13 protein-coding genes are annotated in these 13,240 nt (G+C 70.3%); 2 read left to right on the forward strand and 11 right to left on the reverse strand.

The annotated features are described in order from the left end of the window. Nucleotides 1-9: 9 nt before the first annotated feature. The gene (locus ABZX10_RS20410; protein ID WP_355544253.1) at nt 10-822 is read right to left on the reverse strand and encodes a DNA-formamidopyrimidine glycosylase family protein; all 813 of its coding nucleotides are present in this window, start codon (nt 820-822) and stop codon (nt 10-12) included. Nucleotides 823-825: 3 nt separating this feature from the next. Further along, entirely contained in the window at nt 826-1,602 is a 777-nt protein-coding gene (locus ABZX10_RS20415; protein WP_355544256.1) for an alpha/beta hydrolase, read from the reverse strand. Between the two features lie 41 nt (nt 1,603-1,643). Between ABZX10_RS20415 and ABZX10_RS20420 the strand changes: the two genes are divergently transcribed. Next, the gene (locus ABZX10_RS20420) at nt 1,644-1,979 is read left to right on the forward strand and encodes an antibiotic biosynthesis monooxygenase (protein WP_355544259.1); all 336 of its coding nucleotides are present in this window, start codon (nt 1,644-1,646) and stop codon (nt 1,977-1,979) included. Between the two features lie 688 nt (nt 1,980-2,667). On the opposite strand, the gene hsaB is transcribed toward ABZX10_RS20420, so the two are convergent. Then, entirely contained in the window at nt 2,668-3,219 is a 552-nt protein-coding gene (hsaB, locus tag ABZX10_RS20425) for a 3-hydroxy-9,10-secoandrosta-1,3,5(10)-triene-9,17-dione monooxygenase reductase subunit (RefSeq protein WP_355544262.1), read from the reverse strand. A gap of 189 nt (nt 3,220-3,408) precedes the next feature. Between hsaB and ABZX10_RS20430 the strand changes: the two genes are divergently transcribed. Then, nucleotides 3,409-4,149: an ion channel gene (locus ABZX10_RS20430; RefSeq protein WP_355544265.1), complete on the forward strand. Its 741-nt coding sequence runs from the start codon at nt 3,409-3,411 to the stop codon at nt 4,147-4,149. 78 nt (nt 4,150-4,227) lie between these two features. Here ABZX10_RS20430 and ABZX10_RS20435 read toward each other — a convergent pair whose 3' ends face one another. The 8 genes from ABZX10_RS20435 to ABZX10_RS20470 all read right to left on the reverse strand — a co-directional run bounded on the left by ABZX10_RS20435 (nt 4,228) and on the right by ABZX10_RS20470 (nt 13,149). Further along, nucleotides 4,228-6,810, reverse strand: a complete 2,583-nt coding sequence (locus ABZX10_RS20435) for an ATP-dependent Clp protease ATP-binding subunit (RefSeq protein ID WP_355544268.1) — start codon at nt 6,808-6,810, stop codon at nt 4,228-4,230. Nucleotides 6,811-7,099: 289 nt separating this feature from the next. Continuing rightward, nucleotides 7,100-7,444, reverse strand: a complete 345-nt coding sequence (locus tag ABZX10_RS20440; protein ID WP_355544271.1) for an Lsr2 family protein — start codon at nt 7,442-7,444, stop codon at nt 7,100-7,102. A 178-nt stretch (nt 7,445-7,622) separates the two neighbouring features. Beyond that, a complete protein-coding gene (locus tag ABZX10_RS20445) occupies nt 7,623-9,377 on the reverse strand; it encodes a lysine--tRNA ligase (protein ID WP_355544274.1) in 1,755 nt (584 codons plus the stop codon). A 123-nt stretch (nt 9,378-9,500) separates the two neighbouring features. Next, complete coding sequence (locus ABZX10_RS20450; protein WP_355544277.1) at nt 9,501-9,875, reverse strand: rhodanese-like domain-containing protein; 375 nt, start codon at nt 9,873-9,875, stop codon at nt 9,501-9,503. 181 nt (nt 9,876-10,056) lie between these two features. Further along, nucleotides 10,057-10,911 (reverse strand): type III pantothenate kinase, encoded by an 855-nt coding sequence (locus ABZX10_RS20455; protein WP_355544280.1) that lies wholly within the window; start codon nt 10,909-10,911, stop codon nt 10,057-10,059. Then, on the reverse strand, nt 10,911-11,318 hold the full coding sequence (gene panD, locus ABZX10_RS20460; protein WP_355544283.1) for an aspartate 1-decarboxylase: 408 nt from the start codon (nt 11,316-11,318) through the stop codon (nt 10,911-10,913). Before panD ends, ABZX10_RS20455 begins: the two co-directional genes overlap by 1 nt. Next, on the reverse strand, nt 11,318-12,211 hold the full coding sequence (gene panC, locus ABZX10_RS20465; RefSeq protein WP_355544286.1) for a pantoate--beta-alanine ligase: 894 nt from the start codon (nt 12,209-12,211) through the stop codon (nt 11,318-11,320). Before panC ends, panD begins: the two co-directional genes overlap by 1 nt. Then, nucleotides 12,208-13,149: a DUF2520 domain-containing protein gene (locus ABZX10_RS20470; RefSeq protein WP_355544289.1), complete on the reverse strand. Its 942-nt coding sequence runs from the start codon at nt 13,147-13,149 to the stop codon at nt 12,208-12,210. Before ABZX10_RS20470 ends, panC begins: the two co-directional genes overlap by 4 nt. Nucleotides 13,150-13,240 lie beyond the last annotated feature (91 nt).

A 13,240-nucleotide genomic window follows, 5' to 3' on the forward strand; every position in this document is an offset into this window, starting at 1 on the left:
ATTTCTGTTTCAGAGATATAGATCCTGTGCGTTTCCTGCCGACCGAGGTTGGCACCGGGGGCACCATTGGATCGACCGCTCGGGATCTCCTGCGCCACCGAGGTTTCCGGCACGGATCACGGTCCCGCACCGCAGGCACGGTCGGCGCGCCCGGTCGTAGACGAAGGTCCTCATCCCGTTCCGATCGACGCCCGTGGTCACCCGCCGCGACCGCCCGAGGTTCACCCTCAGCAGCCGGGCGGCATCGTCGGCCCAGGTCAGCGGGTCGCCGCACTCCCCCACCGGCGTCGCCGGGTGCGCGCCGCGCAGGAAGCAGAGCTCGTTGCGGTAGACGTTGCCCACCCCGGCCAGGTTCCGCTGGTCGAGCAGCGCCAGCCCGACGGGGCGGTCCGGCTCGGTCGCGAGGTTCGCCGCCGCGCGGGTGGCATCCCAGTCGGGTCCGAGCGGGTCGGGACCGAGGTGGGCGAGGGCACCGTCGGCCTCGGAAGCCGTGAGAATCTCGAGCGTCCCGAGGGCGAAGCCGACCACCTGCGCCCCGTCGACGGCGAGGACCGCGCGGGCGGTGTGCGCGGGGCGGCGCCAGCGCTCGCCGGGGCGGTACACGTGCCACTCGCCCTCCATCTTGAGGTGGCTGTGGATCACGGCGCCGCCGGCGTCGATGAGCAGGTGCTTGCCGCGCGCGGTCACGGAGGCCACCTCGCGGCCCGTCAGGTCGACGGTGGCGTACCGCGGCACCCGGATGCCGCAGGCGGTGAGCACCTTTCCCTCCAGCACCGGGCGCAGGCGCGCGGCCAGGTTGTGGACGGTGTCGCCCTCGGGCACCGGTCAGTCCAGCCCGGAGAGGAACGCCTCGACCGCGCCGCGGTACACGCCGGGGGCGTCGTCGTGGACGAGGTGGCCGGCACCGTCGACCTTGAGGTAGCGCAGGTCGGGGCCCGTGTACGCGCCCACCATCCGCGCGCCGACGCCCGGCGGGACGACGGTGAACTCGGCCTCGAGGAGCAGCGTGGGGGCCTGCACCGCGCGCCACTGTGCCCAGTGGTCGCGCGGCCCCCAATGGTCGGCGATCCGGCGGAAGGTGTCGAGGTCGCCGTGCAGGGCACCGTCGTCGAAGGCCTCGTAGAAGTAGCGCCCGGCGACCGGCCCGAACAGCGCCTCGCACGCGGCCTGCGAGGCGAAGCGCTCGGGCCAGCTGGCGAACCACGGCGCCCAGGTGTCGGTGGACTGGCCGGTGAACTCGGGCGACATGTCCTCCACCACGATCGCCCGGACCAGTTCCGGGTACTCGGCGGCGGCGCACCAGGCGTGCAGGCCGCCCATCGAGTGGCCGATGAGCGTCGCCGGCCCCTGATCGAGGTGGACGAGGATCTCGGCGACGTCGGCGACGAACCGCTCGGTGGCGATGTCCTCGTCCGGGACCGGGACGGGAAAGCCGAGGCCCCGATGGAATTCGGCATCGAAGGTGAACACCCGACCGTAACGGCGCAGCCACGGGATCTGCCGGCGCCACGTGCGGCCGCGGCCCATGAGGCCGTGCAGCAGCACGATCGGTCCCGCCTCCTCGCGGCCGCCCCAATCCCGCAGTCCCACACACCCGTCCACGCGGCCCAACCTACCCCGTGCGGCATCGGTATCGTCGGGTCATGTCGGTAGTGAAGATCAACGCCATCCACATCCCCGAGGGCGCGGGCCCGGAGCTCGAGAAGCGCTTCGCGCACCGCGCGCACGCGGTCGAGAACTCCCCCGGTTTCCTCGGCTTCCAGCTGCTCCGCCCGGTCAAGGGCGACGACCGCTACTTCGTGGTCACCCAGTGGGAGTCCGAGGAGGCGTTCGCGGCCTGGCGCGACGGTCCGGCCCGCGAGGCGCACGCCGGCGAGCGCAGCCCCGGCGGCGGCGAGGGCCGTAAGCCTGTCGCCTCGGGTGCCGACCTACTGGAGTTCGAGGTCGTCCTGGACGTGCAGGGCAAGGCAGCTCAGTAACCCGTCCGCACGAGATCGCGTCGCGGCGCCGGCCCCTCTCGGCGCCGCGACGTTTCGTGTGCGAGGACCTGGCCACCGACGAGCCGATCCCCGGTACATCTCGGCCAATAGGGGTGCACGTGGAGCGTCCGTGTATCGCTGCGCGGAGCCGCGCGCGCTGCATACCCCACAACAGTCGTGGTCGGAGACGCTTTTCGGGTCGCCCCCATGCGTCGGACGCGTGTCCCGGCACCACGGCCAGATGCACGCCACGGAACCTTGATGGCGTCCAGAGAGGGACCGAACGCCGAGCAGGGGGCAACCGGTCCCCCAGCAAACGCACTCGGCGTCCACTGGGGGACCGAACGCCGAGCAGGGGGCAATCGGTCCCCCAGCGTAAGCACGGCCTCCGGTGGGGGTTCGAACGTAGGGCACGCGGATCGGCGTCGCGCGGGGGACGACACCCTGGCGCGACCACTCCCCCGGCGGGACCGACCCCGAGCGAACGCCACGCAGCGAGCACTGCCCGGCGCCTAGCCACTCGGCGACGAGGCGGAGGGGCATGCGTGCCGCGTATGGCCGACCACGGAGAAACCAGTCCTGACGTGCAGTTATTCGAGCCATGCACGTAACGCATGGCTTCTCACGGCAATACACGCCCCATCCATGCGCCCGCACCGGCTGGCGGCGCTGATCGGGCGCCCGAGCGTCAGAGCCAGGCGCCCGCGTCCCACGTGAGGAACGAGTCCAGGCTCGGGGCCGGGTGCTGCTGCGGGTGGTTCGTGGACAGGTAGGCGCCGCGGTAGAACAGCAGCGGCTTCGCGTCGTCCACATCGCCGAGATGGTGGACCCGGCCGATCGCGATGTGATGGTCACCGCCGTCCAGAACGTTCTCGAGCGTGCAGTCCATCCACGTCAGGGATCCGTCGATCGTCGGATTGCCCAGCGGCGAGGGCGTCCACCGCAGGCCTTCGAACTTGTCGTCCACCGAGCGCCCGAAGGCCGCGCTCACCGACTCCTGCTCCTGCCCCAACACCGACACGGCGAACTTCCCGGACGCCTCGATGTGCTTCCACGTGCGCGAGGTCTTCATCGGGCAGAACAGCACGAGCGGCGGGTCCAGCGACAGCGCTGCGAAGGACTGGCAGGCGAAGCCGACCGGCCTGTCCTCCACGTCGGACGTGGCGACGATCGTGACGCCGGTGCAGAACTGCCCCATCACATGTCGGAACGTGCGCTGGTCGAATCCCGCCTCGGTCATGCTGCCAACCTACTCCCGGGGTGTGCGACGGTCCGCGCCCGACCGCCGCCCGGCATCCCGTCGGGCCGCATCCGCCGAGTATGCGCCTCCTGCGCCTGGGCGGCGGGATCGGATCGTCGTGATCGTTACTCTCGAGGGCCGTCGCCGATTCACTGGCGCCGGGCGCAGTACCCGGCGTAGATTGCGCCGGTGACACGCAGGCAGGTCTGGGAACGGCGGACGAATCCACTGATGATCGCGCTGGCGCTGGCCTTCCTCGCCGTCTACGCGGTGCAGGTGCTCGACGTGGCGCCCACGCCGCTCGTGCACAAGCTGGTGGACGGCGGCGACATCCTGATCTGGGCGTGCTTCGTCCTCGACTACGCGGTCCGGCTGGGACTGTCGACCGACCGCTGGCGGTTCGTGCGGACCCATCCGATCGACCTCATCGCGATCCTGCTGCCGCCGTTCCGGCCGCTCCGGGCGCTGCGCGCCGCCCCGCTGCTCATCGGCGGGCTGCACCGGTCCCGGCTCACGCGCGCCCGCCTGGCGGTCTTCGTGGGCACCACGTCCGTGCTGGTGATGTTCCTGTGCAGCCTCGCCTTCCTCGATGCGGAGCGGGGCGCTCCCGGCACCAAGATCAGCGGCTACGGCGACGCGCTGTGGTGGGCGGCGGTCACCGTCACCACCGTGGGCTACGGCGACATCTATCCGGTCACCGGCGAGGGCCGCGCCGTCGCCCTGCTCCTCATGGTCTTCGGCATCGGCCTGATCAGCTTCGCGATCGGCACCGCGACGAGCTGGGTCGTCGATCAACTCAAGGCGGTCGACGCGAGCGCCCGCCGCACGGACCGGGAGGTCGACGAGCTCACCGCCGAGGTCCGCGCGCTGCGCGAGGAGATCGCGAGGCTCGGACTTCAGGGCCCGGCGCACCGTCGGAATCCGGACTGACGTCCCCGCACCGGCATCCGGAACGCGAAGAGCCGCCACCCCGCAGGGTGACGGCTCTTCGAGCGGATCGGTCGGGCGTCAGGCGCTCTCGCCCGGGGCCGTCGCGGACGAGGCGTCGGCCACCAGGGCCGGCACTCCGTCGTCGGACTCCTCCAGGTCGATCGCGGGCTTGGGCTTGCCGGCGAAGGTGAACTTCGCGTCCTCGCCCTTGCCCTCGCCGTCCCAGCCCTCGACGTCGACCTCGACGATCTGGCCCGCGCCGACCTCGCCGAACAGGATCTTCTCGCTCAACGCGTCCTCGATCTCCCGCTGGATGGTGCGACGCAGCGGCCGGGCACCGAGCACCGGGTCGAAACCGCGCTTGGCCAGCAGGCTCTTGGCGCGATCGGTGACCTCGAGCTCCATGTCCTTGTTCTTCAGCGCAACGCCCACGCGGCCGAGCATCAGGTCGACCATCTGGATGATCTGGTCCTGCGTCAGCTGGTGGAAGACGACGATGTCGTCGATGCGGTTGAGGAACTCGGGCCGGAAGTGCTTCTTGAGCTCGTCGTTGACCTTGAGCTTCATCCGCTCGTAGTTCGACCCGTCGGAGTCGCCCGACGTGAAGCCCAGGCCGACGGCCTTCGAGATGTCCGAGGTACCGAGGTTCGACGTGAAGATCAGCACGGTGTTCTTGAAGTCGACCGTGCGACCCTGACCGTCGGTCAGGCGCCCGTCCTCGAGGACCTGCAGCAGCGTGTTGTAGATCTCGCTGTGCGCCTTCTCGATCTCGTCGAAGAGCACCACGGAGAAGGGCTTGCGGCGCACCTTCTCGGTGAGCTGGCCGCCCTCCTCATAGCCCACGTACCCGGGCGGGGCACCGAACAGGCGCGAGGCGGTGAACCGGTCGTGGAACTCGCCCATGTCGATCTGGATGAGCGCGTCGTCCTCGCCGAACAGGAAGTTCGCCAGCGCCTTCGACAGCTCAGTCTTACCCACGCCGGACGGGCCGGCGAAGATGAACGAGCCCGACGGGCGCTTCGGATCCTTCAGGCCGGCGCGGGTACGACGGATCGCCTTCGAGACCGCCTTGACGGCGTCCTCCTGGCCGATGATCCGCTTGTGCAGCTCGTCCTCCATGCGGAGCAGACGGGTGGTCTCCTCCTCGGTGAGCTTGAAGACGGGGATGCCGGTCCAGTTGCCCAGGACCTCCGCGATCTGCTCCTCGTCGACCTCGGCGACCACGTCGAGATCGCCGGCGCGCCACTGCTTCTCGCGCTCGGCTCGCTCGCCGATGAGCTGCTTCTCCTTGTCGCGCAGCGACGCGGCCTTCTCGAAGTCCTGCTCATCGATCGCCGATTCCTTCTCACGACGCGCGTCGGCGATCTTGTCGTCGAAGGCGCGCAGGTCCGGCGGCGCGGTCATCCGGCGGATGCGCATGCGCGCGCCCGCCTCGTCGATGAGGTCGATCGCCTTGTCCGGCAGGAAGCGGTCGTTGATGTACCGGTCCGCCAGGGTGGCGGCGGCCACCAGCGCGCTGTCCGTGATGGAGATGCGGTGGTGCGCCTCGTAGCGGTCGCGCAGGCCCTTGAGGATCTCGATGGCGTGCTCGACGCTCGGCTCGCCCACCTGGACGGGCTGGAAGCGGCGCTCCAACGCGGCGTCCTTCTCGATGTACTTGCGGTACTCGTCGAGGGTGGTCGCGCCGATGGTCTGCAGCTCGCCGCGGGCCAGCTTCGGCTTGAGGATCGACGCGGCGTCGATCGCGCCCTCGGCGGCACCCGCGCCGACGAGCGTGTGCAGCTCGTCGATGAACAGGATGATGTCGCCGCGGGTGTCGATCTCCTTGAGCACCTTGCGCAGGCGCTCCTCGAAGTCACCGCGGTAGCGCGAGCCGGCCACCAGGGAACCGAGGTCCAGCGTGTAGAGCTGCTTGTCCTTGAGCGTCTCGGGCACGTTGCCGTTGACGATGGCCTGCGCCAGGCCCTCGACCACGGCTGTCTTGCCGACGCCGGGCTCGCCGATCAGCACCGGGTTGTTCTTGGTGCGCCGCGAGAGCACCTGCATGATGCGCTCGATCTCCTTGGACCGGCCGATGACCGGGTCCAGCTTGCCCTGCGCCGCGGCAGCGGTCAGGTTCCTGCCGAACTGGTCCAGGACCAGGGAGGTCGACGGGGTGCCCGCCTCGCCACCCGAGGTCCGGGCACCGGCGCCGGCGGGCTCGCCGCCACCGCCCTCCTTGCCCTGGTAGCCCGACAGCAGCTGGATGACCTGCTGGCGCACCCGGTTGAGATCGGCGCCCAGCTTCACCAGGACCTGGGCGGCGACGCCCTCGCCCTCGCGGATCAGGCCGAGCAGGATGTGCTCGGTGCCGATGTAGTTGTGGCCGAGCTGCAGCGCCTCGCGCAGCGACAGCTCGAGCACCTTCTTGGCACGCGGCGTGAAGGGGATGTGACCCGACGGGGCCTGCTGGCCCTGCCCGATGATCTCCTCGACCTGGCTGCGCACACCCTCCAGGGAGATGCCCAGCGACTCGAGGGCCTTGGCGGCCACACCCTCACCCTCGTGGATCAGGCCCAAGAGGATGTGCTCGGTGCCGATGTAGTTGTGATTGAGCATCCTGGCTTCTTCTTGCGCCAGGACGACGACGCGACGAGCGCGGTCGGTGAACCTCTCGAACATGGCCATTTTCCTCACATCCCGGTTACTTCGGGGAACGGCCGAGGCCGGACCCGCAGATAGCCGTCTGCAATCAACGTCTTCTCACTGTAGTTCGGACCGGTCAGCGGTGGTGTCGGCAGTGCCCCGCCCGCGATGCCCGCGGGACCACCGGGCCGCCTCGCCGGTCCTGATACACCAGGTCAAACGCATCGTCGGCCGGTTTTGATTCCCGTTCCGCCGTGAGCGAAACGTATCCCGGAGACGACTCACCCCGGTGCGCGCCGCGCACCGGGGTGGGAAGAGTCGTGGGTCAGTTCGCCTCGTTGTAGGCGTCGATGACGTCCTGGCTGATGCGACCGCGGTCGTTGACCTTCAGGCCGGACTTGCGGGCCCAATCCCGGATCGCGGCACTCTGCGAGCGGTCGATCGGCGTGCGCCCCCGGGGCGCGGCGAGGGCGCGCGCACCGCGCTTGCGACCGCCCGCACGACGGGCGTTCGCGACCCATTCCTCCAAGGAATCGCGCAGCTTCGCGGCGTTCTTCGATGACAGATCGATCTCGTAGGTGACACCGTCCAAGCCGAATTCCACGGTCTCGTCAGCGGTCTGCGTATCGTCCACGTCGTCGACCAGCGTAACGGTGACCTTGCGCGCCATAGTACGGCCCCTTCTCGATGTTTTTCACGTTCCGTTGACGTCGTTCAACGCGAGTCTATACACACGAATACATGATTCACGATTCAAACGCCGTGAATATGGTCGCGATCAGATAACGATTGCGATCCCACAACGGACGAATCGCACGGATGACGCCCAATTCGCCGAATTGAGACCACTACGGATGCAGCAGGGAACGCACTCGATCGGGGCCGATCGCCAGCAGCAACGTGGGCAGTCGAGGGCCGGTGTCACTGGTCACGAGGAGCCGATAGAGCAACACGAAGAATGCGCGCTGCGCCGCAGCGAGTTCCTTATCGCCCTTGACGATCTGATCCGCACCGAGCCCGCGCTGCACCTTGGCGACGCCGTACACCTGGTGCGTGATCCCGGCGAGCGACCAGTCGTCCTCGAGCCGCCCCAGACCCGCCGGTGCCGGCGTTCCCGAGCCCTCCAGCAGCAGGCGCAGGCCCGCGCGCTGCTCGTCGGTCAGGGACGCGAGCAGCGCGGCGTCGGGCTCGGTCCGGACGACGGTGCGCTCCTGCTGCGGCATCTGCTCGGCCACCCAGGTGCTCGCCCGGTCCAGCCGGGGGCGCAGCGGATCGAGGCTCGTCAGCGGGGCGTCCGGTTCGAGAGCGGCCAGGATGCGCAGGGTCTGCTCGTCATCACCGGTGGTGATGTCGACCACGGAGGCGAGCGTCTTGTACGCCATCGGGCGCGGGGTGAGCGGCAGCTCGCGCACCGCCCCCGACGCCGGGTCCAGCACGGACGCCGCACGGGCGTAGGCGGCGATGTCGCCGGGCTGCGCCTTCTCCCCCGCCGTCTTGCGGACCAGCGCGTCCCATTCATCGTACGTGCGGGGCAGCTCACCGTCGAGCGCGACGTCGAAGGACTGGTTCGGCTTCTTCCGGCCGTACAGCCACCGCAGCAGCGGCGGTTCCAGGTAGCGCAGCGCGATCGCGGCGGTCGGCACGCCGCCCTTGGACGAGGACATCTTCGCCATTCCGCGAATACCGACGAACGCGTACATCGGGCCCAGAGGACGCTTCCACCCGAAGATCGGTGCCACGTCCTTACCGACGGCGAACGACGATCCCGGCGATTGATGATCCACACCGGAGGGCTCGAAGGTCACTTTCTCGAAGGCCCACCGCATGGGCCAATCGACCTTCCACACCAGCTTTCCGTCGGTGTGTTCACGCAGTGCCACGGTCTCGGTGTGGCCGCACCGGCACTCATAGGTGAGCGCGGTCGAATCGTCGTCGTACGCCGTTACCGTGGTGAAATCAGTGCCGCAGACGGAGCAGTAGGGCTTGTACGGGTAGTAGCCGGAATCGCCCGATCCGTCCGCATCCTCCGCCGCTCCCGACGTGGCGTCCGGGTCCGTTTCTTCCGCATTCTCGACAGCCGGCGCGGAATCGCCGCGATCGAGCGTGCGATAGCGCTCGAGGATGGAATCAATACGGCCGCGCTGCGCCATGGCGTGCAGCACCTGGTCCGTATACGCACCAGAGGTGTACATCTGCGTTTGACTGATTCCGCGATACTCGACGCCGAGATCTTCCAGCGCACTCTGCAATTCACGACGGAAATGCTCCGCCCAGTTCGCCGCGTCGGAGCCGTGCGGGGCCGGAACGCGCGTCAGTGGTTTACCGATGTGCTCCTCCCACGAGGAATCCACCCCGGGAACGTTCGGTACCTTCCGGAATCGGTCGAAATCGTCCCAGGAGATGATGTGCTCGACCGTCCGGCCGCGGCGGCGCAGCTCATCGGCCACCAGATGCGGCACCATCACCTCACGCAGGTTGCCGAGGTGGATCGGTCCCGACGGGGAGATGCCCGACGCCACCTTCACCGGGGTCTCGTTCCGCTCGGCGAAGGCCACGGCCTCATCGGCGAGTCGCGAAACCCAGTCGTCCAGGGGTGCAGTCACGGGCGCAGCATTCACGGGTGGTGATCCTACCGCTCGACGGCGGTCGGCCGGATTCGTGATCCACGCCACGCCGCCGGCCCCCACGCCGCGCGCTCCGCGCCGGCGTCAGCATCGGCGCGCGCCTCACGCCTCGTGCGCCGCGAACTGGGCCAGGGCCCGACGGTACGCGTCCGACTCGCCGCCGCGCCCGGCTCCCGGCGTGATGCCGAGCGCGAGCGCGCGGAAGCCACCGTCGACCGAGGAGGCACGGACGCCGCGGTCCCGCAGGCGCGTGGCGATCGCGGCGGCGGTGGCGCCGTTGCCGCTGACCAGCAGCCATTCGGCATCGGGGCCGGCGGCGGCGAGGCTGGTGGGCAGACCCGGGACGAGCCGGGCGGCGACGGCTGCGGCGTCGAGGGCGACGGCGCCGGGCAGGATGCCGTCGCGGTTGCGCTCGGACTGGTCGCGGACGTCGACGACGATCTGGCCTGCGGCGGGGGTGAAGTGCACGGGGTGCATGGAGATCTCCAGGAGGGAGGCGGAGCGCGCTCGCGAGTGCGGCGGCGTCCGGGCAGCGGAAGGGGGCCGGGTTCCTAGCGGACCCGACAACACTCCATGCAGCTGCGCACCTGGCTCATGTCAGTGAAACTAGCACCCCGTCCGGCCGAGCGGCAAGGGTTCGAATCATCCGTGACGCGAATCAGTGCCGTGATTCCCGGCCGCGCTTCTCGCGCTGCGCCCGGTTGGCGCTCTCGCGCAGGTGAACGGCCCGCAGGCCCTGCAGCGTGAGGTCCGCGCGGTGATCGGTCACGGTCGAGCACTCGGCGGCGACCGCGGATATCTGCCCGTCCGGCCCGCCCGCGTCGAAGCCCCCCGTCGCCACCACGCGGGCGCCGGGGACGATCTCGAGGGCGCGGGACACGAGCGCGTCGACCATGCCCGCGAAGCCGTAGATGATGCCGGACTGCAGCGCCTCGACGGTGTTCTTCCCGACCACCGACCGCGGCGGCACCAGCTCGACCCGGCGCAGCGCGACCGTGCGCTCGGCGAGCGCGTCCAGCGCGCTCCCGACGCCGGCGGCGATCGCTCCACCCAGGAACTCGCCGCGCGCACTCACCACGTCCACCCGCGTCGACGTGCCGAAGTCCACGACGACGCACGGCGTACCGTCGGGCCTGCCGATCAGCTCGAAGGCACCGGCGGCGTTGGCGACGCGGTCGGTGCCCACCTCGCGGGGGTTGTCCACGAGCAGCGGCACGCCGGTCTTCACCCCGGGCTCGAGGATCACGTGCTCCGCGGCCGGGTAGTAGCGCGGCATCACGGCGCGCAGCGAGCGCAGCAGCTCGGGCACCGTCGACAGCACGCTGACGCCGGCGACCTCCACCGGGTCGAACCCGCCGCCGGTGAGGAAGCCGTTCAGGATCAGGGCCACCTCGTCCGAGGTCATCCGCGCGTCGCTGCGCAGGCGCCACGTGCCGAGCAGGTCCTCGCCGGCGGCGGACGCGAACAGCCCGACGGTGACCGAGGTGTTGCCGGCGTCGATCGCCAGCAGCATCAGGCCCTGCCCGTGACCAGGCCGTAGCCGTCCGGCACGTGCGCCGCGTCGGCGGTGAGCTCGACCGGCTTGTTGTCGGCGTCGACGAAGACGACGCTCGGCGCGTAGGTCTTCAACTCGGCCTCGTTCAGCTGGCCGTAGGCGATGAGGATGACGATGTCTCCCGGGTTCACCAGATGCGCTGCGGCGCCGTTGATCCCGATCACGCCGCTGCCCCGCTCGCCGGCGATGGTGTAGGTCTCGAGCCGGGCGCCGTTCGTCACGTCGACGATGGCGACCTGCTCGCCCTCGAGCAGGTTCGCGGCGTCCAGCAGATCGGCGTCGACGGTGACCGACCCCACGTAGTGCAGGTTCGCCTCGGTCACCGTGGCGCGATGGATCTTCGAGGTCATCATGGTGCGCAGCATTATTCGGCCTCCTCCAGAAAACCGGTCCCGATGGCGATGCCCACGTTGTCGAGCAGGCGGGTGGTGCCGAGCTTCGCGGCGACCAACAGCCGACCGTCGCCCTTCTCCGGCGCGACCCCCAGGTCGGGCGCGCGCAGCTCCAGGTACTGCACCGCGATCTCGGGCCGCGCGGCGAGGACCTCGTTCGCGGCGGCGAGGATCGCGGCCTCGCCGCCCTGCGCGGCGTAGGCGCCGGCGAGCAGCGCCGCCGACAGGGCGGTGGCGGCCTCCCGCTCGGCCTCGGACAGGTACACGTTGCGCGAACTCATCGCCAGACCGTCCGCCTCGCGCACCGTCGGTACCCCGACGATCTTGACGTCCATATCGAGGTCGGTGACCATCTGCCGCACCAGCACCAGCTGCTGGTAGTCCTTCTCGCCGAAGTACGCGGTGTGCGGCCGCACGATGTTGAGCAGCTTGTTCACCACGGTCAGCATGCCCGCGAAGTGGGTGGGGCGGCTGGCCGCCTCGAGGCCCTCGCCGGCGGCGCCGGGATGGATCGTGGTGCGCGGGCCGTTCGGGTACATGTCGGCGGCCGACGGCGCGAACACCAGCTCGACGCCCGCGGCGCGCAGCTTCGCCACATCCTCATCGAGGGTGCGCGGGTACGCGTCCAGATCCTCGCCCGCGCCGAATTGCAGCGGGTTGACGAAGATCGACACCACGACGACGGCGCCGTTCAGCTTGGCGGCGTGCACCAGCTCCAAGTGGCCCGCGTGCAGCGCGCCCATGGTCGGTACGAAGGCGATCTGCCGCCCCGTCGACTTCAGCGCGTTCGTGACCTTGGTGAGCTGCGCCGGGTCGTGATGCACGGTCAGCTGACCGGGGGTGTACGGGCGGGTGGGTGCACTCATGAGAGCTCCTGAGGTGTCGCGAGGACGGGATCGATCGTGGCTGAGTTTCCGGATTGTGCTGCCGCGCGCCGGGATTGGGCACGGTACGCGTCGGCGATGCGCGGTCCGTCGGTCGGGTCGACGCTCGCCAGTGCGGTCAGGTGCCGGGCGACGGTGCCGGCATCGCCCCGAGCCGCGGGCCCGGTCAGCGCCGCGGGCCCACGGGCCAGGGCGTTGTCGAGGGCGGCGCGGGCCAGCGGCGCGAGGACGCGCTCGGCGAGCCCCTCCGCCTGTCCGCCGACCGTATCCGCACCGATCCCGCCCGCGAGCGCGGCGCGCAGGGCGAGCACGGCATCGTCGACCAGGGCGACCAGGTGGTTCGCACCGTGGGCGAGCGCTGCGTGGTAGAGCGGCCGCGCCGCCTCCGGCACCCGGACCGGCTCGGCGCCGAGCTCGAGCGCGAGCGCCTGCCCGACGGCGTGCCCGATCTCGTCCGCGGCGGTGATGCCGACGCAGCAGTCGGCCAGCCGGACGGTGTCCTCGGGATCGTCGATGAAGGTCATCGCGGGGTGGAAGGCGATGGTCGTGCAGCCCAGCCGGGCCAGCGGCGCGAGGACGCCCACCCCGAGGGCGCCCGAGGTGTGCAGCACGATCGCGGACGGATTGACGCGCGGGGCCAGCTCGTCGACGAGAGCGGGGAGCTCGGTGTCCGGCACGGCCAGGATGAGGAGCTCGGCCTTCTCCGCGATGTCCGACGGTGCGCCCACCGTCGCTTCGGGCAGCCGACGCGTGGCGCGCTCGCGGGAGGGGCCCGACGGTGCCGCGACCGCGGTCACGACGTGACCGGCCCGCTCGAGGGCGGAGCCGAGGGCGGTACCGACGCGGCCGGCGGAGACGACGCCGACGGACAGCCGCGCAGGGGTAGGGGGATTGGGTATCCCGGCCAGGAGCTCGGGCATGGGCGTACGCCTCCAAGGGGGTCGTTCCAGTCCCGCGGCGCGGGTACCGGACGGTCATCAGAAGGCTATGCCCGCGCCGGCGCACGGGCAA

Source organism: Tsukamurella sp. NPDC003166 (assembly GCF_040611135.1).
Classification (GTDB): Bacteria; Actinomycetota; Actinomycetes; order Mycobacteriales; family Mycobacteriaceae; genus Tsukamurella.

What these genes read in the sequence shown, in the direction of transcription:
- ABZX10_RS20470 (WP_355544289.1), bottom strand. Translation starts at nt 13,149, where the DNA reads ATGCCCGAGCTCCTGGCCGGGATACCCAATCCCCCTACCCCTGCGCGG.
- ABZX10_RS20420 (WP_355544259.1), top strand. Translation starts at nt 1,644, where the DNA reads ATGTCGGTAGTGAAGATCAACGCCATCCACATCCCCGAGGGCGCGGGC.
- ABZX10_RS20450 (WP_355544277.1), bottom strand. Translation starts at nt 9,875, where the DNA reads ATGCACCCCGTGCACTTCACCCCCGCCGCAGGCCAGATCGTCGTCGAC.
- panD (WP_355544283.1), bottom strand. Translation starts at nt 11,318, where the DNA reads ATGCTGCGCACCATGATGACCTCGAAGATCCATCGCGCCACGGTGACC.
- hsaB (WP_355544262.1), bottom strand. Translation starts at nt 3,219, where the DNA reads ATGACCGAGGCGGGATTCGACCAGCGCACGTTCCGACATGTGATGGGG.
- panC (WP_355544286.1), bottom strand. Translation starts at nt 12,211, where the DNA reads ATGAGTGCACCCACCCGCCCGTACACCCCCGGTCAGCTGACCGTGCAT.
- ABZX10_RS20440 (WP_355544271.1), bottom strand. Translation starts at nt 7,444, where the DNA reads ATGGCGCGCAAGGTCACCGTTACGCTGGTCGACGACGTGGACGATACG.
- ABZX10_RS20435 (WP_355544268.1), bottom strand. Translation starts at nt 6,810, where the DNA reads ATGTTCGAGAGGTTCACCGACCGCGCTCGTCGCGTCGTCGTCCTGGCG.
- ABZX10_RS20455 (WP_355544280.1), bottom strand. Translation starts at nt 10,911, where the DNA reads ATGCTGCTGGCGATCGACGCCGGCAACACCTCGGTCACCGTCGGGCTG.